General features: G+C 57.9%; 22 protein-coding genes. 13 read left to right on the forward strand and 9 right to left on the reverse strand.

All coding sequences use genetic code 11. The annotated features are described in order from the left end of the window. Positions 1 to 20: 20 nt before the first annotated feature. From HMPREF2681_RS07460 to HMPREF2681_RS07475, 4 genes are read left to right on the forward strand one after another with little or no spacing between them, the layout of a single operon-like run. Positions 21 to 1,640 carry an Hsp70 family protein gene (locus HMPREF2681_RS07460; protein ID WP_070546638.1) on the forward strand — a complete coding sequence of 540 codons (1,620 nt, stop codon included), beginning with the start codon at positions 21 to 23 and terminating at the stop codon, positions 1,638 to 1,640. Then, the gene (locus HMPREF2681_RS07465) at positions 1,640 to 2,230 is read left to right on the forward strand and encodes a hypothetical protein (RefSeq protein ID WP_070546640.1); all 591 of its coding nucleotides are present in this window, start codon (positions 1,640 to 1,642) and stop codon (positions 2,228 to 2,230) included. The genes HMPREF2681_RS07460 and HMPREF2681_RS07465 overlap by 1 nt, the downstream gene beginning before the upstream one ends. Further along, entirely contained in the window at positions 2,227 to 3,822 is a 1,596-nt protein-coding gene (locus HMPREF2681_RS07470) for a serine/threonine-protein kinase (RefSeq protein ID WP_070546642.1), read from the forward strand. The genes HMPREF2681_RS07465 and HMPREF2681_RS07470 overlap by 4 nt, the downstream gene beginning before the upstream one ends. After that, entirely contained in the window at positions 3,795 to 4,667 is an 873-nt protein-coding gene (locus HMPREF2681_RS07475) for a hypothetical protein (RefSeq protein ID WP_246815982.1), read from the forward strand. Before HMPREF2681_RS07470 ends, HMPREF2681_RS07475 begins: the two co-directional genes overlap by 28 nt. Here the strand turns inward: HMPREF2681_RS07475 and HMPREF2681_RS10965 are convergent. Further along, positions 4,664 to 4,858, reverse strand: a complete 195-nt coding sequence (locus tag HMPREF2681_RS10965) for a DUF4236 domain-containing protein (protein WP_016421461.1) — start codon at positions 4,856 to 4,858, stop codon at positions 4,664 to 4,666. The genes HMPREF2681_RS07475 and HMPREF2681_RS10965 overlap by 4 nt on opposite strands. A 229-nt stretch (positions 4,859 to 5,087) precedes the next feature. Between HMPREF2681_RS10965 and HMPREF2681_RS07480 the strand changes: the two genes are divergently transcribed. Together HMPREF2681_RS07480 and HMPREF2681_RS07485 are read left to right on the forward strand one after the other, a co-directional pair. Continuing rightward, positions 5,088 to 5,546 carry a hypothetical protein gene (locus tag HMPREF2681_RS07480; protein WP_070546643.1) on the forward strand — a complete coding sequence of 153 codons (459 nt, stop codon included), beginning with the start codon at positions 5,088 to 5,090 and terminating at the stop codon, positions 5,544 to 5,546. A gap of 254 nt (positions 5,547 to 5,800) precedes the next feature. Further along, positions 5,801 to 8,533 carry an ATP-dependent Clp protease ATP-binding subunit gene (locus tag HMPREF2681_RS07485; protein ID WP_070546645.1) on the forward strand — a complete coding sequence of 911 codons (2,733 nt, stop codon included), beginning with the start codon at positions 5,801 to 5,803 and terminating at the stop codon, positions 8,531 to 8,533. A gap of 126 nt (positions 8,534 to 8,659) precedes the next feature. Here HMPREF2681_RS07485 and HMPREF2681_RS07490 read toward each other — a convergent pair whose 3' ends face one another. Together HMPREF2681_RS07490 and HMPREF2681_RS07495 are read right to left on the reverse strand one after the other, a co-directional pair. Further along, positions 8,660 to 9,505, reverse strand: coding sequence for a hypothetical protein (locus tag HMPREF2681_RS07490; protein ID WP_038626603.1), 846 nt, complete (start codon positions 9,503 to 9,505; stop codon positions 8,660 to 8,662). Beyond that, positions 9,505 to 10,065 carry a hypothetical protein gene (locus HMPREF2681_RS07495; protein WP_070546647.1) on the reverse strand — a complete coding sequence of 187 codons (561 nt, stop codon included), beginning with the start codon at positions 10,063 to 10,065 and terminating at the stop codon, positions 9,505 to 9,507. The genes HMPREF2681_RS07490 and HMPREF2681_RS07495 overlap by 1 nt, the downstream gene beginning before the upstream one ends. 130 nt (positions 10,066 to 10,195) lie before the next feature. Here HMPREF2681_RS07495 and HMPREF2681_RS07500 point away from each other — a divergent pair, with 130 nt between their 5' ends. Both HMPREF2681_RS07500 and HMPREF2681_RS11135 read left to right on the forward strand, forming a co-directional pair. Further along, the gene (locus HMPREF2681_RS07500) at positions 10,196 to 11,029 is read left to right on the forward strand and encodes a DUF1266 domain-containing protein (RefSeq protein WP_016421456.1); all 834 of its coding nucleotides are present in this window, start codon (positions 10,196 to 10,198) and stop codon (positions 11,027 to 11,029) included. A 333-nt stretch (positions 11,030 to 11,362) separates the two neighbouring features. Then, positions 11,363 to 11,539 carry a hypothetical protein gene (locus HMPREF2681_RS11135; protein ID WP_005510144.1) on the forward strand — a complete coding sequence of 59 codons (177 nt, stop codon included), beginning with the start codon at positions 11,363 to 11,365 and terminating at the stop codon, positions 11,537 to 11,539. A gap of 39 nt (positions 11,540 to 11,578) precedes the next feature. Here the strand turns inward: HMPREF2681_RS11135 and HMPREF2681_RS07505 are convergent, their stop codons facing one another. Further along, complete coding sequence (locus HMPREF2681_RS07505) at positions 11,579 to 12,841, reverse strand: lipase family protein (RefSeq protein ID WP_246815981.1); 1,263 nt, start codon at positions 12,839 to 12,841, stop codon at positions 11,579 to 11,581. Between the two features lie 62 nt (positions 12,842 to 12,903). Then, complete coding sequence (locus tag HMPREF2681_RS07510; protein ID WP_070546651.1) at positions 12,904 to 13,836, reverse strand: HhH-GPD family protein; 933 nt, start codon at positions 13,834 to 13,836, stop codon at positions 12,904 to 12,906. 29 nt (positions 13,837 to 13,865) lie between these two features. Between HMPREF2681_RS07510 and HMPREF2681_RS07515 the strand changes: the two genes are divergently transcribed. Both HMPREF2681_RS07515 and HMPREF2681_RS07520 read left to right on the forward strand, forming a co-directional pair. Further along, a complete protein-coding gene (locus tag HMPREF2681_RS07515) occupies positions 13,866 to 14,498 on the forward strand; it encodes a carbonic anhydrase (RefSeq protein WP_042388218.1) in 633 nt (210 codons plus the stop codon). Positions 14,499 to 14,502: 4 nt separating this feature from the next. Further along, positions 14,503 to 15,213, forward strand: coding sequence for a hypothetical protein (locus HMPREF2681_RS07520; RefSeq protein ID WP_016421452.1), 711 nt, complete (start codon positions 14,503 to 14,505; stop codon positions 15,211 to 15,213). Here HMPREF2681_RS07520 and radA read toward each other — a convergent pair. Next, complete coding sequence (gene radA / locus HMPREF2681_RS07525) at positions 15,210 to 16,769, reverse strand: DNA repair protein RadA (RefSeq protein ID WP_070546652.1); 1,560 nt, start codon at positions 16,767 to 16,769, stop codon at positions 15,210 to 15,212. The two genes, HMPREF2681_RS07520 and radA, sit on opposite strands and share 4 nt — an antisense overlap. A 290-nt stretch (positions 16,770 to 17,059) precedes the next feature. Beyond that, positions 17,060 to 17,746 (reverse strand): hypothetical protein, encoded by a 687-nt coding sequence (locus tag HMPREF2681_RS07530; protein WP_016421450.1) that lies wholly within the window; start codon positions 17,744 to 17,746, stop codon positions 17,060 to 17,062. 154 nt (positions 17,747 to 17,900) lie between these two features. Between HMPREF2681_RS07530 and HMPREF2681_RS07535 the strand changes: the two genes are divergently transcribed. The 3 genes from HMPREF2681_RS07535 to rlmB all read left to right on the forward strand — a co-directional run bounded on the left by HMPREF2681_RS07535 (position 17,901) and on the right by rlmB (position 21,003). Next, positions 17,901 to 18,476: a CarD family transcriptional regulator gene (locus tag HMPREF2681_RS07535; RefSeq protein ID WP_038626586.1), complete on the forward strand. Its 576-nt coding sequence runs from the start codon at positions 17,901 to 17,903 to the stop codon at positions 18,474 to 18,476. A gap of 140 nt (positions 18,477 to 18,616) precedes the next feature. Continuing rightward, on the forward strand, positions 18,617 to 20,020 hold the full coding sequence (gene cysS, locus HMPREF2681_RS07540; RefSeq protein ID WP_042388940.1) for a cysteine--tRNA ligase: 1,404 nt from the start codon (positions 18,617 to 18,619) through the stop codon (positions 20,018 to 20,020). Positions 20,021 to 20,058: 38 nt separating this feature from the next. Continuing rightward, on the forward strand, positions 20,059 to 21,003 hold the full coding sequence (gene rlmB, locus HMPREF2681_RS07545) for a 23S rRNA (guanosine(2251)-2'-O)-methyltransferase RlmB (protein WP_038626584.1): 945 nt from the start codon (positions 20,059 to 20,061) through the stop codon (positions 21,001 to 21,003). Between the two features lie 557 nt (positions 21,004 to 21,560). Here rlmB and HMPREF2681_RS07550 read toward each other — a convergent pair. Beyond that, positions 21,561 to 22,433, reverse strand: coding sequence for a metal ABC transporter permease (locus HMPREF2681_RS07550; RefSeq protein WP_070546654.1), 873 nt, complete (start codon positions 22,431 to 22,433; stop codon positions 21,561 to 21,563). Continuing rightward, positions 22,433 to 23,113 carry a metal ABC transporter ATP-binding protein gene (locus HMPREF2681_RS07555; protein ID WP_070546656.1) on the reverse strand — a complete coding sequence of 227 codons (681 nt, stop codon included), beginning with the start codon at positions 23,111 to 23,113 and terminating at the stop codon, positions 22,433 to 22,435. Before HMPREF2681_RS07555 ends, HMPREF2681_RS07550 begins: the two co-directional genes overlap by 1 nt. Between the last annotated feature and the right edge of the window lie 2 nt (positions 23,114 to 23,115).

Genomic DNA, 23,115 nt, shown 5'->3' on the forward strand with positions numbered 1-23,115 from the left:
GCAGAACAAGGAGAAATATCATGGCTGAGCGTATTTACGGCATCGATCTGGGTACATCCAATAGCGCAATTTCCTACGTGGACTCACTGGGTGTTCCTGTCATTCAAGAAAACCTCGACGGAGATCTGTCGACACCAAGTGTGGTGTGGTTTGAATCGAAGGCCAATACCGTTGTCGGAAAGCTGGCACGTGAAGAGAAGCTCTTCAGCCCCAATGACGTCATCGAGCTGGTGAAGCGGAGCATCGGCACCGATAAGAAATGGAACTTCAGCGGGAAGCCGTACACCCCGGAGGAGATTTCCTCATTGATTTTGCGCTCGTTGGTTCCAGACGAAGCAGCTGACGACGAGATTTCGGCAGTTATTACTGTGCCGGCATATTTTGGTGCTAAGGAGCGCGAGGCAACTCGCAACGCAGGGCAGATTGCTAATTTCAATGTGTTGGAGCTGGTAGCAGAACCGGTTGCTGCGGCCCTCTACTACGACTCCAAGCAGCCTCTAAAGGACAAGACCTTGCTGGTGTATGACCTCGGAGGCGGTACATTCGATGCCACGATTGTGCAGGGGATTGACAACACCTTCCGGGTTATTGCCACCGACGGTGATGCTCGACTGGGCGGTGCTGACTGGGATAAGGCGCTTGGTGAATTTATCCTGGATAAATTCATTGAGCAGACTGGTGACGAGGAGGCGGAAAACGATGAGACCTTCGTCGCTAAGTTGCATGAGCAGACGGTGAACTGTAAAGAGGCGCTGAGTAATGCGGAAAGCGCCACTGTGCGACTTGCCAGTGACTCCGGTTCCCGCGCCAAGATTGCCGTTACCCGCGAAGACTTGGAGCGTGTCACGGCGCCATTGCTCGAGCAGACGGAGATTCCTTTGACCCGTGTATTGGAGACGGCAAAGGAAAAGGAGCCGGGACTGACAATTGATGAGGTCATCCTGGTGGGTGGATCTTCGCGAATGGCCGCCGTAACCAAACTGGTGGAGCGTCTGACGGGTAAGAAGCCACTGTTGGTCGAGCCGGATTTGGCCGTTGCTAAGGGGGCCGCGCTTGCTGCGATGATTAGCAAGCTCGGGGGCGTGGTCAATGCTGAGTCCAGCCCTGCAGCACAACAGCAGTCAATTGCGCAGATTGCAGCTGAGACGGGAATCGACGCCGGGCAACTGACCGCACTGTCGGAGAAGAAGGTGGCGAATGTGTTGCCAAAGTCGATTGGCATTCGAGTTGTCGATCACCTGAACAACCCGTACATCGACTATCTGGTCAACCAGAATGACATGATTCCACTGTCTGAGCCGGTGGTCCGGGAGTATTCGACCGTAGCTGATGGTCAAGAGGAAGTAGATTTGACGCTGTATCAGCAGGCCAGTGACGTTCCATCCGAAGATGTCGCTCTCAATGACATCATTAGTGGTTCGGAATCTATGCTGACAGGAATCCCGCCGTTGCCCAAGGGACAGCCAATTCAGGTTAAGTTCTTTGTAGCAGCAGACGGCATGATTACCGTGGAAGGTACTCACGTTCCATCGGGTCGCTCAATCGAATCCCACGTGCGCATTGGTGTGATGAATGAGGAAGAGATTTCGGCTGCTCGCACGACGATGATGAAGGTTTCTGTCAGCCAAGGAGATAACTGATGACCGACGATCGCACATTAATCCCGGGCGTCGATGACATTGACAGCGGTGCAAATTCCGATACTGGTGGTCGAAATCGGAAGATTCTGCTGTTCGTGCTCGCCATTCTGGTTGTCGTCATCCTGGCAATGGTGGTCTGGATCCTAAATTTCCGCTCTAACCAGCAGGATAACGCCGACGGGTTGTTTGAAACCACTGAAAGCACCGAAGTGGAAGTCTCGCCGTCCTACTATGTGGGCGATGATCAGGAACCAACCTCGACCACTATCGCACCGCCTGCCGACGATCGGTTCGTAGACCCAGAGGTCTTAGCGTCGACCTTTGACTCGGAGTGCAACCTGCAGAGTGCCTGGTCAAACCAGGGCTCCGATATGGACTGTGAAGCATATTACGAGGTAGTGCGGGCGCTCAGTAAACAGCGGCAAGAGCAAGGAACACTGCCAGAGCAGACGACAATCGAGATTGAGTATGACGGTCAGCCACTGACGATGGAATGCCAAGAAGTTTCGCCTAATTATGATTGCCGCTCTGAGTCTGGGATTCAGATTATGGTGGGTAATCTCGATGGGTCTGGGCAACGGAACCGATGACTGATCTTCCCCAGGTAGGCGATATTTTTGAGGGCTACGAGGTTGAAGCTCTCATCGGTGCCGGCAATATGGGGACTGTTTTTCGAGTACGAAATCCCAAGCTGGGCCGAAACGAAGCACTGAAAATCGTCCCGCTGCCGGAAGAGGCCGGTGCTTCTAAGCGAATGGAGGCACTGTTCCAGAACGAGGTTTCTATCGCAGCTACTGTTCACGTTCCCAACGTTGTGACCGTGTTCGATGGCGGGCGAGCCGGGAACCTGCTCTGGTTCACCATGACTCTTATCAGCGGTAATTCGTTGGGCACTGAGCTGGCTGAGTATCCGCCGCGCAATTTCGACAAGAGCGAAGTCATGTCGATTGGTGTGGAGATTGCTACCGCGCTAGATCGGCTAGCAAAGCACGAACCAGCGGTGATTCATGGTGATGTAAAACCATCAAACATCGTCGTAGAGCGGGATTCGTCGGGGCTTGTATTAAGTGCGACGCTTGTGGATTTCGGTGTATCAACCGCCACTGAAATCGACAGTGTTGGCGTGACAAATCGTGTTGCCGGCTCATTGCCCTACATGGCGCCAGAGATCTTCACCAAGGGGTGCATTAGTGCGGCTAGTGACGAGTATGCGTTCGCGTGCACGATATTCGAGCTGTTGCAGGGATATAAAGCATTTCCAGCTACTGACGCGGCCAATGCGCGGCAACTGCACTGCGGTAAGCGACCGGTTACCAATCTCGGCGCGGTAGTTGACTCGGTCTTCGCCAAAGCGTTGGCAATTGACGCCGATGAGCGCTACGAATCCTGCAATGCGTTTATCAGCGATCTCATTGCTGCGTTAAATGGCGGTGATGTCGAGGTTCGCAATCCGAAGAACCGGAAGAAAGCGCTTGCAGCGTTCTCTGTAGTGGCATGTCTAGGCCTTATTGGTGGCGGCATTGTTGTTGCCGAACGTAGCGGCATTGGAGATGGCGGTCTCTTTAGTGCCAAGCACTTGGCACAGCCAGTAGCTATCGGGGGTTCTGCGGAACCAATGCGACTTCGCGCTCCCGATTTGGCGAAGGGGCCTCGGATTCCGGTGGGTGACCGATGGACCCTTACGTCGTTAAGCGACGTCCCCATCGGCGAGAAGAGCTGGCAGGGGATTCAGCGGATGGGAACATTCAACGGTGCTGCATATCACGCGACGCAGTTTGCTTCAGCAGATGAATTCTTGCTGCCATTTCGCCACGGCATTGATGAGAAGAAGCCGATTGCAGAGGCTGAAAATGACAAATGGCGTGGTGAAATTCTGGATGCCGTGAGCAAGAACCGGTCAGTGGCTGAACCAGCTGGCTCTGAAGTGGTGAAACTGCGAATGGAGCCCGATGGTCGCCGGCTGGATGTCCTACAAACGTCAGGTTCATTTCAAGCTGTGAACAGCGAAGGTTCCGAGGCAACACGGCCGATCAATTATTGCTTGGTTCAGCCGGCGGAAAGCTCTGCGCCATCCAGTCCCGAAGTGCTTCGTCCAGTATTTGTCGTTTTGACTGAAGGCGATCCTTGTTCTGCTGCCTATGACACGGTGGCGGCGTGGGCAATGCAAACCACGACGAATTAAGCGATAACGCCGAGATTATTTGTTATATTTCGGATAATTATCCTGAATGCCAGTCACTTCAGCCGTCGTTGGGCGATTCCCAGGAGCATTGGGTAGGGTTCCTGATTCGCGGTTGGTGGCTGGTGGTGCGAGAGAAAGGCCTGGTCAACGTGACATCGCTCCCGACACTTGTGGTTGATAATTTGTGTGGGGATGCGATTGTTGCCAATCCGAGTGAGGGATTGACCATCGGGCGTGACGCCGACCTCAAAGTGGGCGAAGATAACCGCTACATGCACCGCATAGCAATGTATGTGTATGCGGAATCCGGAATGTGGTTTTTGCTCAATAACTGCGAGCACGTGACTGCAATGGTGCACATTCCGGAGGTGTCGCGGTCATTCCGGCTGGCTCCGCAACAGCGTTTTGATCTGAGCTACCCGGAGTATTTCATCCGCTTTTCCGTCAAGGATGACCAGTACGAAATTCAGATTAAACAGGATATTGAGCACGCCGATGCAAAGGTCGTGCTGCCAACTGACGGGACTGAAACCATCTCGGTTGGGGAGCTGCCGGAGCGCCAGCGTGCTCTAATCGCCGCATATGCGGAGGACTATCTGCGCGGCCGAATCGACACCATTATGGTTTCGTGCACCGATGCCGAGGCCGGCCGAAAGCTGGGAGGCAAGACTGCAAAGGCAGTCGAGCATTACCGCACCGCACTTTTTGAATCCGCTTTGAGCAAGGGGCTGGTCTCAAGCAAGGAGTGGCAACGGGTTAATCAAAAGAGCCGTCTGCAGCTGGTAGTTGTCGCTGCAATCGAAGCACGATTGGTCACTGCAGACGACTTGAAACTGCTCGCTTAACGACGGTACTTGCGATAAGTCAATCCCTTAATTGGCGTGTTCACAGTGGTGGTTCGGCCGCCACGGGCATTCTTCGTCCACCGAACGGGCCCCATGCGATAGGAATATCCGAGGCCAGAACGCGATAGCGTAACCCGGGAGTTGCGGGTGGGGCGGAAGGTCTTTCGGAAGCTGAATAGTTTGAAAGCCATTGATATGAGTCCATTCTCGGTGCGTCACAGACTGCCATGCGCTCTGACCGTGCTGCTTTGGACAGCATCGCTCTCTGACCGCATTGTGCCGGTGACATAAGCGAATAGGTCGTGGTGCGTTTGATCACCACTGTCCAGATTTGGGCAGTCCAGCATGGTTTGGCTAGGGGAGAACTCCCCGGGGAGAACTCCCGTTTCTTTTGCCTCCGAGAGTTTTTAATCTGAGATCATGTTCACCAAGAAGATTTCCGCTGTAGCCGCCGCAATCACTGCCGCCGCTGCGCTTGCTGTTGTCAATCCGTCCGTCGCCGATGCAGCTACGAATTACCCCAAGATCAACCGTGACTATGTCAGCTATTCCACAGACGGAGAAACCGTAGTCTGTGGTGGGTCGGTAAATCAGGACATGTTCCGCTGCCAGACCACAGCTAAGTGGGGTAACAAGAAGAATGCCCACAATCTGGTCACCTTTGATCTCGAGGATGCATCTGGAAGTTGGGAAGCCGGAATGAGCGGTGGAAATTGGGATGCCTCGCGCCCGCCATTCCGACTGAAGGAAGGGAAGAAGTATAGCTTCCACGGGATTGTGGTCCTGAATAAGAATGGCACCCTGTACTTCAGTTCTCCGTACCACGAGGCGCGCGGTGAAGTGACTCCGTATGAGTGGGAGATTATGGAGACTGACTGATAGCCCGTGCGAGTACTCCTTCTTGTCTGGCGTATGGCTTAACGCGCAGGAGTAATTCATTCCAAAATTCGTTTCCTCCCGGTGGCATTGCCGCCGGGAGCTTTTGCTGCCGTACGAGCAGTGATACCTCTCTCGACCAGTCTGTTCGCTACTGGCGTACGGCTATAGGGATTAATCTGTGTCGCGGCGCGTTTAAGCTAGGTGAAACAACCTTTATTGAATTACGGCAAAAATAGACACTTGAAAGGGCAGTGATGTTCGAGAGGTTTACGGACCGAGCACGTCGCGTTGTCGTCCTGGCGCAGGATGAGGCACGCGAGCTCAATCACAATTACATCGGCACGGAGCACATCCTGCTCGGCCTGATTAGTGAAGGCGACGGTGTGGCTGCCAAGGCGCTGGAGTCCATGGGTATTTCCCTGGACGCTGTGCGCTCTGAGGTGGTCGACATTATTGGTCGTGGCTCCCAGCCGCCGAGCGGTCACGTGCCGTTTACCCCGCGTGCAAAGAAGGTGCTGGAGTACTCTCTGCGCGAGGCTCTGCAGCTGGGTCACAAGTACATCGGTACTGAGCACCTGCTGCTCGGCCTGATTCGTGAGGGCGAAGGTGTTGCCGCTCAGGTCCTGGTTAAGCTCGGCGCTGATCTGCCGCGCGTACGTCAGCAGGTTATTCAGCTGCTCAGCGGTTTCCAGGGCGATGAGTCCGATGGTTCTCCGGAGCAGCGTCCGGTCGGCGCCACCTCCGGTGCTCGTGTGCAGGAGGGCAACCACCAGTCCGGTTCGCTGGTGCTCGATCAGTTTGGTCGTAACCTGACCGTGGCTGCGCGCGAGGGCAAGCTGGATCCGGTTATTGGCCGCGAGAAGGAAATCGAGCGCATTATGCAGGTTCTTTCTCGTCGTACCAAGAACAACCCTGTGCTGATTGGTGAGCCGGGTGTTGGTAAGACCGCCGTTGTGGAGGGGCTTGCTCTGGACATTGTCAACGGCCGTGTGCCGGAGACGCTGAAGGATAAGCAGCTTTACTCTCTCGACCTGGGCTCGCTGGTTGCAGGTTCCCGTTACCGCGGTGACTTCGAGGAGCGTCTGAAGAAGGTGCTCAAGGAGATTAACCAGCGCGGTGACATCATCCTGTTTATTGACGAGATTCACACGCTGGTCGGTGCCGGTGCCGCAGAGGGCGCAATTGACGCGGCCTCGATTCTGAAGCCGAAGCTGGCCCGCGGTGAGCTGCAGACCATTGGTGCTACCACTTTGGATGAGTACCGTAAGCACATCGAGAAGGACGCCGCTCTTGAGCGTCGTTTCCAGCCGGTGAACGTGCCGGAGCCGAGCGTGGATCTCACTATCGAGATTCTGCGCGGTGTCCGCGATAAGTACGAAGCTCACCACCGTGTCTCCATCTCGGATAAGGCACTGGTTGCCGCAGCTACCCTCTCGGATCGCTACATCAACGATCGCTTCCTTCCGGATAAGGCTGTTGACCTGATCGATGAGGCCGGTGCTCGTATGCGCATCAAGCGCATGACTGCCCCGGCTGACCTGCAGGAGATTGACTCCAAGATTGCCGATGTGCGCCGCCGGAAGGAAGCCGCCATCGATGAGCAGGACTTCGAGAAGGCAGCTGGTCTGCGCGACAAGGAGCGCAAGCTGGGCGAAGAGCGCCGCGAGCGCGAGAAGAAGTGGCGTGCGGGCGAGTCCGACACCATCGCTGAGATTGGTGAGGAGCAGATTGCGGAGGTCCTGGCATCCTGGACCGGCATTCCGGTGTTCAAGCTCACCGAGGAAGAGTCCTCGCGTCTGCTGCGCATGGAGGATGAGCTGCACAAGCGCATTATCGGTCAGGAAGAGGCCGTCAGTGCTGTCTCCCGCGCTATTCGTCGTACCCGCGCTGGTCTGAAGGACCCGAAGCGTCCGTCCGGTTCGTTTATCTTCGCCGGCCCGTCCGGTGTTGGTAAGACCGAGCTGTCGAAGGCCCTGGCGGAGTTCCTCTTCGGTGAGGAAGACGCCCTCATTCAGATTGATATGGGTGAGTTCCACGACCGCTTCACCGCTTCGCGCCTCTTCGGTGCTCCTCCCGGATACGTCGGCTACGAAGAGGGCGGCCAGCTCACTGAGAAGGTGCGCCGTAAGCCGTTCTCCGTCGTGCTTTTCGACGAGATTGAGAAGGCCCACAAGGAGATTTACAACACCTTGCTGCAGGTCCTGGAAGACGGTCGTCTGACTGACTCTCAGGGGCGAGTGGTGGACTTCAAGAACACGGTTCTGATCTTCACCTCGAACCTGGGTACCAGCGACATTTCCAAGGCTGTTGGTATGGGCTTCTCGGGCGTCGGCGAGGCCGATGAAGACGGCAAGTACGAGCGGATGAAGGACAAGGTCCACGACGAGCTGAAGAAGCACTTCCGTCCGGAGTTCCTGAACCGTATCGACGAGATTGTGGTCTTCAAGCAGCTGAGCCAGGCCGAGATTGTTCAGATGGTCGACCTCATGCTGGCCCGCGTCAGCGACCAGCTCGGTGAGAAGCGCATCACCATGGAGATTTCCGACCGCGCCAAGAACCTGCTGGCCAAGCGTGGCTTTGATCCGGTGCTCGGTGCCCGTCCGCTGCGTCGCACCATCCAGCGCGAGATTGAGGATCAGCTCTCCGAGAAGATTCTCTACGGTGAGGTTGGTCTCGGCGAGACCGTCTTCATCGATGTCGAAGGCTGGGATGGCGAGTCCAAGGACGTCGACAAGGCGAAGTTCACCTTCACCAACAAGGGCAAGGCCGGGAACGTTGATGCCGACGGCGGTGCTCTGGGGGAGTCTGAGGAAGACAAGGACGTTCTCGGCAGCGCTGGTACCAGCGAGTCCGATATCATCACCCCGGATGTACCGGGTGACGGCGGTTCCACCGCCGCTGGAACCGACCTAGAGTCCGGTTCGGACTCCGATGACGACGGCCACAACCCGCCACCGGCTGGTGCGGGTGCTGGCCAGCCGCTCTAAGAGGTTTAGCCGCTAGCAGTACCAACGAACACTGCCGCCCCAGTTCCGACTCCATTATGGGAGGAGGAACTGGGGCGGCAGTGTGTCTATATGCGGTCTTTCCTAAAAGCGCGGAGAGTTGTAGTTCTACTTGGCCACGCCGAGGTCGACCAATGCTTTCTTTGCTACTTCAGGGTCATCATTTTTGATCATGTACTCAACGATTCCCTGGTCCTCTGGGAGGATTTCCGCAACTGTGATGAGGGACTCCACTCGCTGCGCCTTGAATGTGGAACCGCGCGTTGATTCTGCCGGAATCTCAACGGCATCCAAGACGGGCTTGCCGTCACGAACGGCGGCGGTGGCGGCAGGGTCATCGGTGAAGACTACGTAACCAACGTCGGGTGCCTTCGTAGTATCCACGGAACAGTTGGTACCCATTGCCTGTGGGGCGGGGGCACTATCCGCACCATAGTAGCTAAACACCACTTCATAGTCTGTGCAGGCCCGCACGAAACTAGCAATCGGTTCGGGTGCGTGGTCGGCAGGGGTGAGGCCGCCAGCGGTATCCCCACCAGTGGCACCGGTAGCTCCACCGTTGGAAGCGCCGGGATTGGCAGGTGCTTCAGCGGCGGACTGTGCGGGAGCAGCGGACTCGTCTGACTTGTCACTAAAGAGCGCGTCTTTAGCTGCAACGTAGGCAATCGCTAGCACCACGATGCCCGCTATCACTAAGGGGAGGAGTAATAGCTGCTTCTTTACACTGAGACCTTTCGATGCGCCGCTGGTCTGAGCACCTGTCGTGCCCGCGCTGGAGTTTGACCTGGAGGTAGCAGTCGTATTTGCCGGAGATGCTCCAGTTTCTAGTAATGAGCCATGCTTGATGTAATGGCGATAGCCATTTTCCGCAATAGCCAGGTTTTGCTCGATGTGTGATGTGTCTTCTGCCCCATTAAAGCGGTCGGGCGAACCCGGGTATGCAAGTCGAATCATTATTCAGTCCACCACCGTGAATCAATGTCGGAATACAGGGAGCGCATCGCCCCTGCAAGCTCTTCCAAACTATTGCGATTGAGACGGTGCTTGTTTTCTTTCCATCGCTCAAAAAGCTCCGTCGACGACACTGCACGCGAGGCCTCCGTTCGTGCCTCTCGGCCTGCGGTCAGGGCCCACTGGGCAGCAAATTGCACACGTTTCGCAGCTTTTTCTGTGAAACCGCTCCACACTTTATATGTGTTGTAGAGCTGGGCCACGACGGCCCAGCCGCCCTTGTAAGGCAGAACTGTGACGTTGCCCAGGTTGTCAAGTTCAAGGAACTCAAAATGGGATGGATCCTTCTTATCGGCGGTCACGAGGATCCTGCGGTTGGTGACAAACGTGGCACCATCCACCCCACTTGCTTTCGTGGCGGCGGCCTCGAGCACAATCTCGTCGACACCAAGACCTTCTACAACAGCGACGGCGGCAGTGCGCACAATCCCGGAATTACCGGTACGTTCAAGTGCGGCACCGAGATCTGGCCGGTCGGTCAATGCAATTTGGGGTCCTGTCATGCACACGAGACTAGCAACACAATAAAAACCGCGCCTGCCGTTCAGTGCTATGACATAACTCACCCCAGGTGTGGGGTGGTGTGTGAAGTAACGCTGACTCAACCCCGAAACCTCGGTACGTTCTGTGGGTATGAGCTCAACGTTCACGCCAGCAAAGTTTGATGATACTTGGATCTACCGCCTTACAAAGTTCCCATGGCCGGAACCGGCGCCGAGCAAAGATGAGGTGCGCCGCCACTCTTGGGGAATGGTGTACAAGAGCAATAAGGCGTTTGCGACCCCGCTAGGGGTTGAGGCCATCAACGCAAGGGCGGCCAAGTACTACAAAACATCTCTCGAGCAAAACTGGGGGGTCACTGGTGCACAGGAAGCGTATCAGGTTATTGATGCTCTGCTCGAAGGTGGCCAGCACGTGGAAAATGACCTGCTTTTACCGCTCGCATATGCAGTGAAGGACATCTCTGAGAACGAGCTCGAGGCAGAGATGGAGGAGCGAATCGAGTTTCTGAAAGACTTCTTTGTTGTCCAAGGCGTGGATCCGCGTGGTGCAGAACATAAGTTCCGTTACCTTGTACGGATGTTGCGCTCGGAGGGCTTTGCCAAAGCAGCGGCCCCGGCACTGCCCGCCACTACTCGCGCATGGGACATAATCCGTGTTCACAGCGTTGGTGGCGCGGCAACGGAGCTGGGGTGGATCTCTCCAGAAGAGTTCCTTCAGATTTCAGACAAGGCCGTGGCGGCGCTGCAGCGCTACTTCGTGTCGTGGGCTGACGTAGCCGCAAGTTTCTGGTGGGGTCGAATGATCTGGGCGAGTGATGGTGAGCCCGACGTCACCGCTGCGATGAAGGATCAATCGCAACGGCTCACCGAGCTGCTCGCACACAGTGATTCGCCTTGGGTGCGCGTGCCCTTGCACGACATCCAGGCCGAGGAGCCATTCGCATCCCTGGGCGGTTTGCACTAACTAGCTGTCGTCATTGTTCGGCGCGCTGTGGCGGTGGCCGGTTTCATGAGCTCACTAGGGGCGGTCACAAATAACGGATTGAGGCATCTATGGCGCAGGGACGGCGAGTTCAACGACATCTGCAAGGCGAAGTTACCTTCACCAATATGAGGCAAGGTCGGTAACGTTGATGCCGATGAGCGGTGCCTTGGCCGATTCTGAGGAAGATGACGGGCGTTCTCGGCAGCGCTGACGGTATCCTGAGCGTTTGTATCTGGCGACATCAAAAGTACTGCCGATCAGGCCACTGCCGAGGCAGAGGCCGAATCTGATAACTCCGAGGGAGAGAACTAAATGGGGATTCAATTTCGCAAGAAGCAGAACCTGGACAAGGACACGTGGCTGAACTACTCGGGTTCGGGAGTCTCTGGTTCTAAGCGTATCGGCCCAGTGACAATTAACAGCCGTGGCGGTTACACCGTCCGACTGGGCAAGGGCCTAACCTTCCGTGGTCGCTGGAAGAAAAAGTAGCTGTACTTGCTAGATGGAGGAAAGTGGCGAATGTCGCCGCTAGTACCCCATTTTCTGATTCACCCAGGCAAGCATCTCTTCGTGGGTGAGCACGTAGGCAAGGCCGTGCGTCCCATCACCGAGGTCAGTGTCGACCTCCACGTAGGTGATGTCGGCGCCGGCCTTTTGCCACTTCTGCACAAGCTCGCGTGCCGACGTCACGGGTAACACATCATCCAATGCGTTATGGGTAACGAACACGGGCATACTGGGAGTCTTTGTGCCCAGAGCCTGCTCGTCCACGTGGCGTCGAACGACGGGGGAGAGCTCCGGCGAGCGCAGATTTTCCGCTATCCCCAAGTCGTTGGCCGTAAATGCCTTGGTGTCATTGCGAGGCCAACGTTCGACAGTGGCGCCAATGCATTCATCGGCGGTGAGCTTCAGGAAGTCCTGCCCCAGCGGGCTCAGCATGCGCTCGATCGGTTCTTTTGTCTCTGGGTACTCTGCAATCAAGCCGTTCATGAAGTAACCGACGAGCCCCGCCAGCGCCGAGCCGCGAATATGCAGTGCAGTGTCGGTGAGATCGGCCGGAATAGCCCCGGCGTAAACAGCGCGGATGTTCAGCTCCGAGGCGTACGCATCGGCTAGCTCGGCGGCTGCAGCGGTGGCGCCTCCGCCCTGTGAGTAGCCGAACAGCGCAATGGGAGTATCTGCAGGTAGTTGTAAAGTCTCAATAGCCGCTCGCGCCATATCGAGCGTGTTATTCCCGGCAATCTCACGGTTGAGATACGGATGTACCCCAGGCGTGCCGAGCCCCTGGTAATCCACAATGGCAACATTCCATCCCTGTGCCAGCAGCTGAGGTGCCGGAGGCGTCGGAGGCGCTTCGTAACGCAGGGCGACCGAACTGGCACAGTTATCAGCCATGCCGAGAGTTCCAGGTGCAATTACTGCCAGTGGGCGCGGGGATTTCTCTGACCATCGGGCGTAGGGCTGCAAAATCGTGCCGGACACGGCTGTCTGGCGGTGGTCGCGTGCACCTGTGGAGGAAAACACGACCCGCTGTGCGCGTGCGGGCGTATTGACCGGAAATGGCGTCTTCGTAATTACCTGCCCCGGAGGCAATCGCTTCACCGTAGAAGAGTCAGAATCCGAAGAACCGAAGCCAGTCGCTCCTAGACCATCCACCGCCGAGCAACCACCGAGCGTTCCCACGCTAGAGCCCAGAAGAGCAACTCCAAGCACTGTGCTCAGCGCAATTCTGCGCTTACTAGCCCCAAAGAGACAGCGCTGGCGCTGAGGTCGATGGGGCGTGGCATTCATGTGTCTAATTCTAGGCAACGCACTTGTTCGAATCTGGTCTTTACCGGAGCATTGCCTCGGCTTTAACGGGGCAACTGGAAGCGGCCATCGGAGGTTTGCTCCGCAAGTCCGTCGTCAAGCAGGGAAAACAGTGCGCGGGAACGCTGATGTGCATCATCCCAGACCGCATCGAGAGCGGCCTGTTCGACGGGGGAGTCGGCGGCGCGGAGCACGTCGAGAAGCAAGCCCCGGACTTGGCGGTCGGTGCCTTCGAACTTCTGCACACGCCGTTTAGCAGCGGCGATTTCGTGGTCTTCGGGTTCGGGGCGACCGGCGGCGATCCAGGCGCAACTGGTAGCGATGGGGCAGACCTCGCACTCGGGTGTCGTTCGGCAGACGGTAGCGCCGAGTTCCATGAGTGCGACGGAAGTCTCGGCCGCAGTCGTGGGGTCGAGTGGTAGGAACTCTTCGACGAGCGTCATGTCGGCGCGTTTGGCGATGCCGGGTAGGTACGTGCCCTGACGGTGTCGCCGGAGTACGCGGCGCACGTTGATGTCCACCACCGGCGTACGCACGCCAAAGGCAAACGCCGCTACTGCCCGAGCGGTGTAGTCTCCTACCCCCGGAAGGGCTAACAGTGTGTTCACGTCGCTTGGTACTTCGCCGTCGTGCTTTTCGACGATCTTTTCTGCGCATTCACGCAGCCGGAGTGCACGTCGGGGGTAGCCGAGTTTTCCCCACATACGTAGGACTTCATCCTTGGGCGCGACTGCCAAATCGGCTGGGGTGGGCCATTTTTCCAGCCAGGCGCGCCAGGAGGGGATGACGCGGGCGACGGGAGTCTGTTGACTCATCACTTCGCTGACGAGCACAGCCCATGGTGAAGTGCCTTCTTCGCGCCAGGGAAGTGGCCGCATGTTGGTGCGATACCAATCACGTAAGGCGGCATCGACGTGTTCGTCGAAGTCGTCGGATTGGCTAATTGCAGAGGTCAATCTACCTTCTCGCTTTCCCATAAACAGCAGAGTCGTTGCACAATATAGCTATGAGCAATTCTGAGAGGACTCCTGAGAGTGTATGGCAATCGATGGTGCGCGGAAACCTCCGCTTCTGCGAGAGCAAGACTGCGCATCCTCGCCAGGACTTGGTTCGTCGTAAGCAGCTGACGCAGGGGCAGAAGCCGAAGGCCGTTGTGCTGGCTTGCTCGGATTCCCGCGCTCCGGTGGAGATTATTTTCGATCAGGGCTTGGGCGATGTATTCGTGATTCGTACTGCCGGTGAGATCACCGACCTGTCGGTGCTGGCTTCGCTGGAATTCGCAGTTGATGGTCTGGGAGTTCCGCTGGTGATTGTTCTCGGCCACGAGTCCTGCGGCGCTGTGGCTGCGGCGAAGAATGCACTGGACGGTGGCGAACTGCCGGGTGGTTTCCAGCGTGTGCTGATTGAGAAAGTCACCCCGTCGCTGTTGGCGGCTCGCAAAGATGGCGAGACGGAAATCGACGAATTTGAGCGGCGCCACGTGCGCGAGATTGTTAATCACATTATTGATCGCTCGCCAGAGATTTCATCGCGCTTGGTGACCGGCGAGGTGGGCGTTGTCGGTATGCGGTACCGCTTGGAGGACGGACGCGCTGAGACCGTCGTTACCCATGGAGTCAGCGAGAACCCGCTAACCTAAATGTGTGACCAATAAGCTGCCTCCAGAAATCTACCGGCGTCGGCGTATCGCCGCGGCGGTGTTGCTCGTTATCATCCTCGTTCTCCTGGGCTGGGGTATTTCCGCACTGGTAAACCGGGACAGCGAGGATTCTGAACCGGTGAATGTCACCAGGGATGACGGGAAAGAGGTGACCCCTCCGGAACAGCCCAAGGAACCTTACGCGCCTAAGTCTGACAAGGACTCGACGAAGGACAAGTCTGACAAGGATGCCAAGACGGACGCTAAGGAAGGCGAAGATTCCGCGAAGGATGACGCTCAGGCGGCGCTTGCGAACAAAAAGGACTGTAGCCTTGCAGACCTGCAGGTGACAGCCACCTCGGATCAGCCGAACTACGGCGATGAGCAGCCGACTCTGGCAATTACCGTCCACAATCCCACCGGCGGTGAATGCCGCGTGAACCTCGATGAGCAGCAGTTGCGCTTCGAGGTGTACGACCTGGCAACGTACGAGCGCGTCTGGTCGGATGTGGACTGCAATGACTCCGAAGGCCACGGTGAACTGGTATTGGCACCGGGCGAGGAAGTCAACTATGCCGCCACCTGGTCGCGTCTGACCTCGGCGCCGAACAAGTGCTCCGAAGAAGACCGCGTCCCAGCGCCCTCCGGGTCGTACATCTTCTACGGCGTGATTGGTGACAACAACTCTGACGCCTACACGTTCAACATGCGCTAGCGCTTAGTTCCCAACCCAAGCTCAATGGCCTCGGCAACGGTGCCTGCTTCCAGCAGCCGCATCCCCGCCGGGCCTTTTGCGCCTCTGGGCACAATTGCCGTGTCGAAGCCCATTCGATGAGCTTCCTTAAGCCGCCACTCCAAATCGGTCACTCGGCGCACTTCGCCGGCCAACCCCAGTTCGCCGAGTGCAATGGTTTTGTCCTGGAAGGTCCGCTTAGTCATGGATGAGGCCAGTGCCAGCGCGATTGCCAGGTCCGCGGCAGGCTCCGACAGCGTCATACCGCCGACGGTGGACACGTACATCTCCATGCGGGCCAACTGCTTGAAGTTTCCATGTTCAGTCAGCACGGCCGCGACCATCGGCACGCGGCGAGGGTCGAGGCCAGAGACATTGCGTCGCGGGTTGTGCGCCTCGGTATTGATTACCAGGCCCTGCACCTCCGCCAGCAGCGGTCTGCGGCCATCCATGGCCACGGTAATTGCAGTTCCCGAGGTCGGCGTTCGGTGATGCAAAAACAGCCCCGAGGGATCCTCAACTTCCGCAATGCCGCCCGCCGTCTGCTCGAAGCAGCCCACTTCATCGGTGCTTCCGAAACGGTTTTTCAGGCCGCGCAAGAAGCGTAGCCCCGAATGCCTATCACCCTCGAAGTTGAGCACCACATCAACCAGGTGTTCCATTGTGCGCGGGCCGGCCACATTGCCGTCCTTGGTCACGTGTCCTACCAGGAAAATCGCAGTTCCGGTCTCCTTTGCCAGCGCCGCCAGCGCAGAGGTTACGGCGCGAGCCTGGGCAACGCCACCGCGAGCACCTTCGACGTCGGCACGCATCGTCTGCACAGAGTCCACAATGAGCAGACCGGGGGAGAGCTCCAGCGTCAGATCGATGACGTCCTCGATATTCGACACTGCCGACAGGTACAGCGAGTCCGACAGTGCGCCAGTGCGCTCGGCACGCAGCCGCACCTGACCGACCGATTCCTCACCGGTGACGTAAAGCGTCGGCCCCAAATCGCCGTCCGCGCAGCGGTAGGCCACTTCAAGTAGCAGCGTCGACTTACCAACCCCCGGTTCGCCTGCCAAGAGCACCAACGAACCCGGCACAATACCGGAACCGAGCACTCGATCCAGCTCGCCGATGCCCGTGCGCACCGCGTGCGCAGCCTTGGCGGAAATCCCCGTAATCGCGGTCAACTCGGAAGATGAAGTGGGGATTCGATCTGTTGCGGAGGTCTCGGCGAGGAAACGTTCCTCCGCCTCGTCGTCAAGCGCGCGCTGTGCTAAACGCTGGCTCTCAGCCGCGACGGAAGTGGAAGATGCTTTACGACGACCGCCCCGCGTGCCGGGCTCCGTTGCGGCAGCACTCCGGCGACGTTGCTTGGCTGCCCGGGCGGCGATTTTGTCCTCAAGGGTGGAGCCGGACTTCCCGCTGCTGGAGCGGATAGTGACCTTCTCCAGCGTGCCCCACTCTTTGCAGTTGGGACATTGGCCGACCCATTTTGACACCTGCCAACCGCATGCCGAGCATTCGTAGGCTTCGTCTTTGGTCTTGGCCACGGTGCAACCACCTTTGCTTCAAACGAGGGGGCGACAGACCCGACAACGTTTGGTGCGGGATGTGCGGGAAATGTCGCTAAAAAATTGCCCCAGATACGCGAGAACGGGCCAGGGCAGAGTCAATGACATGTGTCAAGGACTGACTGTACCGCCGTGGCCCGTATCAAGCGACCAATCGCCCATGCCCGCTCGATGAGGCGCCTCGCGTTATTTGCGGGACAGGACTGCGCTGTACCAGCGCCTAAAAGTGCGCTGCGCGCGAACAGCGCAGGAACACCACTGTGCTGCGATTACTTGGATTCAATCATGCCGTCAGCACCGCGGTTCGGTGCGCCAGCTTCCAGAATGTCAGCAGAGATGGTGATGTCCAGGTCGTAGGTGTTGGTCTGGCCCTGCGGGTCAGTGAACTCGAAGGTGGCCTCGCGGTTCTGGCCAGCAGCGCTGCTCTTGTCGCCAACCAGGGTGCTCGGGTCCAGCTCATTGGTGTAGTACGCGATGCAGCCGGTGTTGTCCTTGGCGGTCTTAGCCAGCGGATCGATGACGGACTTCGGGCCGGCAACAATCTGGCACTCACGCGGCAGGGAGTCCTCGCCCTTTGCAGCCTTAGCGAAGGAAGGTGTCTCAGCGACCTTCTTCAGCTCAACCTCGCCGATACCTTCAACGGTGACGGACTTCAGCTTGTAGACCGACTCGGTAGCGCGCTGCTGGTTGCTGGCGGAGAACTTCAGACCAGCGGTACCAGCCTCCGGGTCGACCAGGATGTGAGCGTCGCGGATGTTGACGAAGCCAAGAGCCGAGTTGGTGTTCTCAGCACCCTTGCCGGCAGCATCTTCGCCGCCGTTCATCGCACCGTCTACAGCCGGGTGCTGATTTGCGGTCTGCGAAATCTGACCGGCGCCACAAGCAGCAAGTGCAACTGCGGATGCTGCGGAGACGGTGATGAGGGCGCTGCGGCGAAGTACGGACTTGAAGGCCATGACTAGATTTCCTCCAGTAGCTTGAGGATGGGCGATAGGATTTTCAGTATTTAAAGAACACCTTAGTGTCTTCCTAAGATGTTCTCATACTACCCGTAAAATCATGGGGGGACATGATAGGGTGGAAGGCCGTTGGAAAGGGCGTGTGCATTACATGGAATTCAGCATTGGCGATACCGTAGTTTATCCGCACCACGGAGCTGCGAAAATCGAAAACATCATTGAACGAGAGCTTAACGGCGAGACCGTTCAGTACCTCGTACTGCAGATTCTGCAGAGTGATCTGAACATCCAAGTGCCCGCCAAGAATGCCGAGCTGGTCGGCGTCCGCGACGTTGTCGGTGAAGAGGGGCTGCTGAAGGTCTTCTCCGTGCTACGTGAGACCGATGTGGAAGAGGCCGGCAACTGGTCCCGCCGCTACAAGGCCAACCAGGAACGCCTGGGTTCGGGCGATATTAACAAGGTCGCTGAGGTAGTCCGTGACCTGTGGCGCCGCGATCAGGACCGCGGTCTGTCCGCCGGTGAAAAGCGTATGTTGAGCAAGGCTCGCCAGGTTCTCGTCGGTGAGCTCGCGCTTGCCGACGGCGTTGATGAGGCCAAGGTCGAGGAAGTCTTTGCCCGCGTCGATGCCACTATCGAACGTCACCGCACACTGGCACAGGAAGGTGCCGCTGGTGAGAAGAAGGATGAAGCCGACGATAAGCCGGTGGACCTGGACGCAGACGCATAAGTCGACCCCCTTATCGGTTTTCCTCCCAGTAGGGATTTTCTGCACTTTTACGGGTAACGGCTAGCGCACACACATTGCCCGTGTGCGCTAGCCGTTTTCTCTTTTTCACCCGTATCTATTTCCCCGCTATGCTCGGGGCTGTGACTTTTCAAATCTTCGATACCGCAACCCGCCAACTGAAGGATTTTGAGCCTCTCCGCGAGGGGCATGCCTCCATTTACCTGTGCGGTGCGACTCCGCAGGCTCAGCCGCACATTGGCCATGTTCGCTCTGGCGTGGCCTTTGATATCTTGCGCCGTTGGCTGATCGCCAAGGGGTATGACGTCGCGTTTGTGCGTAACGTCACCGATATCGATGACAAGATCTTGAATAAGGCCGCCGAGCACGGCCGCCCTTGGTGGGAGTGGGTCTCCCGCTTTGAGCGCGAATTTACCTGGGCCTACAACCAGCTCGGTGTTCTTCCGCCGAGCGTTGAGCCGCGTGCCACCGGACATGTCACTCAGATGGTGGAGTATATGCAGCGTCTGATGGATAACGGCTTCGCCTACGCTGTCGATGGCAGCGTCTATTTTGACGTGGACGCCTGGTCCAAGGCTGAAGGCAGCGACTACGGTAGCCTGTCCGGCAACCGCGTTGACGAGATGGAGCAGGGCGAGACCAACACTCCGGGCAAGCGCGGTGCGCACGATTTCGCGCTGTGGAAGGCGGCCAAGCCGGGCGAGCCCTCGTGGCCGACGCCGTGGGGCAATGGCCGTCCGGGCTGGCACCTGGAGTGCTCCGCCATGGCCACCTACTACTTGGGCTCGGAGTTCGACATCCACTGTGGCGGTCTCGACCTGCAGTTCCCGCACCATGAAAACGAGATTGCGCAGTCGCACGCAGCCGGCGACGGCTTTGCTCGCTACTGGATGCACAATCACTGGGTCACAATGGCCGGCGAAAAGATGTCGAAGTCGCTCGGCAACGTGTTGTCCGTGCCGCATATCCTGACCATGGTTCGTCCGGTTGAGCTGCGTTACTACCTCGGTAGTGCGCACTACCGCTCCGTGCTGGAGTACTCCGAGGAGGCTCTGCAGGAAGCGGCAGCGGGCTACCGTCGTATCGAGGCGTTTATGCACCGTGCCGTCGATAAGCTCGGCGATATCGAAATCGGTGAGTGGACGCCGGCGTTCGAAGCAGCGCTCGACGACGACCTCGCCGTCCCACGCGCGCTCGCGGAAATCCACAACGCTGTCCGTGGAGGCAATCAGGCGCTTGCCGACGGCGACGAGACCAAGGCCAAGGAGATTGCCGGTGCTGTCCGCGCTATGGCCGCAGTCCTTGGATTCGATCCGCTGAATGAGCAGTGGGCAACCTCCGATTCTGGTTCTGATGCAGCAATGCATGCGCTCGGTGTGCTGGTTGAGCACCAGTTGGAGGAGCGCACCCGGGCTCGTGCAGAGAAGGACTGGGCTACGGCTGATGCTGTACGCGACCGTCTGAAGGAAGCGGGTATCGAGGTAACTGATACCGCGGATGGTCCGGCATGGTCTGTCGCTGACTAAAGCTAAAGAAAACTATTAACAACAGGAAGCAGGTAGCTATGGCAGGCAACGGTCGTCGTGGTGCAGTGCGCAAGGCAAGCAAGAAGAACGTTGGCGGCTCCGGTGGCCAAAAGCGTGGCTTGCGTGGCAAGGGGCCGACCCCGAAAGCAGAGGACCGCGTTTATCACGCAGCTCATAAGCGGGCGAAAGAGAAGCGCCGCCGTGACTCCGGGCGTCATGAGCGCAAGGGGGATGGCACCGAGCTGGTAGTTGGCCGTAACCCGGTCGTGGAGTGCCTGCATGCAAAGGTGCCAGCGGCAGCGCTGATTGTGGCGCTGGGTACCGACAATGACGAGCGCCTGCAGGAGTCAGTGCGTATCGCTAACTCCCGTGGTATCCCGATTCGCGAGGTGCCCCGCCACGAGTTGGACACCATGACCGGCAACACTATGCACCAGGGTATCGGCCTGCAGATTCCGCCGTACAAGTACGCATCTGTCGAAGATCTGATTGATTCGGTGGCCAAGACCGGGGAGCCGGGCCTTATCGTCTGCCTGGATAACATCACCGACCCCCGTAATCTGGGCGCGGTCATTCGCTCGGTGGCGGCCTTTGGCGGTCACGGTGTGGTGATTCCGGAGCGTCGCTCGGCTGCCATTACGGGCGTCGCCTGGCGTACCTCAGCTGGTACTGCTGCGCGTCTGCCAGTTGCGCGTGCGACCAACATGGTGCGCTCGCTCAAGCAGTTCCAGAAGGCTGGCTATCAGGTCGTTGGCTTGGATGCCGGTGGCGACCACACGCTGGACACGTACGACGGCACCACCCCGGTGGTTGTGGTCGTCGGCTCTGAGGGCAAGGGGCTTTCGCGCCTGGTGCGCGATACCTGTGACACCATCATGTCCATTCCGATGACTGGCTGGGTTGAGTCTCTCAATGCTTCCGTTGCTGCCGGTGTGACCCTGAGTGAGTTTGCCCGCCAGCGCCGGGCTAAGAGTAGTCAGTAGCGCATTTGATACCCCCGTAGGCGCCATTATCAATTCGTTATAGTAATGGCGTTTACGTGGGGTATTTTGCGTTCTAAATGGCGTCCGGTACTTATGGCTACCCCCAGTAGCTCAGTGCTTTAAAGATAATTCTATTTCCGGCGTGCGCTGCAGAAATGACGGCGTTATTATCACTTCCAACAGAAAATTATCCGTAGTTTCCTGAAGGGGAGGGCGGGCATATCATGCTCCTAGAAATGGGGGCGTAATTGGCCGTAATTTAGGGATGCTCACGGACCTAGCGGTGGCTTGTACAGCTAGCTTTTGGGTCACTGAGATGTCAGACCACGACATCCTCAGCGTTAGTTTTTCTGTCTGCCGGGTCACCCCATTTCGGCAGCCTCGCAGTCTTAAAAAGAGCTGGGGGTATTGGAGTCTGCTTTTAGAGAATCCAGTAAAAATACGGGCAGCCCCTCGGTGGCGAGAGGGAAGGTGGACGCACCTTCTCCGCAATCGTCACTCGAGGAGCTGCCCGATATTTTTGTTGTTTTAACAGCTACTCCGAAAAGCGTATGTGTCTATTTTCTCCACTTGGCAGCCTGAACGTCGTCACGCGTTGCCTTACGCGACTGCACCGTTCCGATGGCGTAGCAGATGAGGTAGATGACAAACGCGATTGTCGTCACTAGAACGCTGACCGGGATACCCGGTGCGAGCGAGAGAACGATGCCGCCGACAGCCGCGACCTCAGCGAAGATGGTCGAGAGGATGATGGCCTTCACCGGCGAGGCAGTAACGAATGCGGCTGCGGCACCCGGGGTGATAATCAGGGCGATGACGAGCAGAGAGCCGACGATTTGCACGCCCTGGGCGGCCACGAGACCGGTGAGAATCGCGAAGTAGATCGATAGCGCCTTCACATTGACACCACTAGCGGCGGCCATGATGGGGTCGGCGGAGGCGAATAGCAGCGGCCGCCATTTCCAGGCAACGCCGCCGACGACGATGACCGCGACGATGGCCATCGTCCATAGAGAAGTGTCAGTCAGACCAATGATCTGGCCGGTGAGAAGTGAAAACGCGGTACTTGTCCGGCCAGGGTAGAGGTGGATAAACAGCACCGATAAGCCCATGCCGAAGCTCAAAACCACGCCCACAACCGCATCTTGGCGCCCTCGAAGCGACAGTGCTGCCAGGACTATTGCGATGAGCACCGAGCCGATAATGGCGCCGCTGCTGACACTGACACCCAGTAATAGAGCCGCGGATGCGCCCATGAGTGCCAGCTCACTGGTGCCGTGGACAGTGAAGCTCATCTGCCGCATGACGATTAGTGGCGAGATGATGCCGGAAATCAGCCCAAGCAGTGCCGCTGCAATGAGGGCATTGTGGACGAAGCCGACCTGGAGTAGAGCGGCGGTGTCGGAGAAATACTGAGCCAGTAGGGTCATTAGGCGATAACCAACTTTCCCTCGACACGGGCAACCACAATTTTGGTTTGGTAGAGCTCCGAGAGCGTCTCTGAGGTGATGATTTCCTCGACCGATCCGACCGCATGTCCATGCGGCGTCAGGTAGAGCACCCGGTCACAGACGCCCAGGATGGGGTTGATGTCGTGGGTGACAAAGACGACTGCCGTGTCATTTTCCCGGCGATGCCGGTCCAGGCGCTTGACCGTGGTTCGTTGTGCCGCAGGGTCGAGGGAGAGCAGAGGCTCGTCGCAAAGCAAAAAATCCGGTGCCGAAACGAGCGCCTGCGCCTGACGCACAAGCTGTTGCTGACCGCCAGAGAGCGTGCCGACACGACGGTCCGCAATACCCGTTGCGCCGACAAACTCCAGCATCTCGTCGGTGGCGGAGCGGTTCTTGCCAGCTGCCAGCTCGACGAGGTCGCGAACCCGAATGGGCAGCGAGGGCTCGAACATCCGCTGCTGCGGAATGTATCCCAGATTCCCGTCGACTTTTACTGAACCGTGAGTCAGCCGCCGCATGCCAAGGGCGGTGGTCAGCAGCGTGGATTTGCCGACGCCGTTCGGACCCAGGATGGCCAAGAACTCGCCGGGCTCGATATCCAAATTCAGACCGGACCACAGCGGTTCGACGGCTGCGTCAGTAAAAGTCAGTGAGGGCAAAG

The organism is Corynebacterium sp. HMSC064H12, from assembly GCF_001809925.1.
GTDB classification, from domain to species: Bacteria; Actinomycetota; Actinomycetes; order Mycobacteriales; family Mycobacteriaceae; genus Corynebacterium; species Corynebacterium jeikeium_D.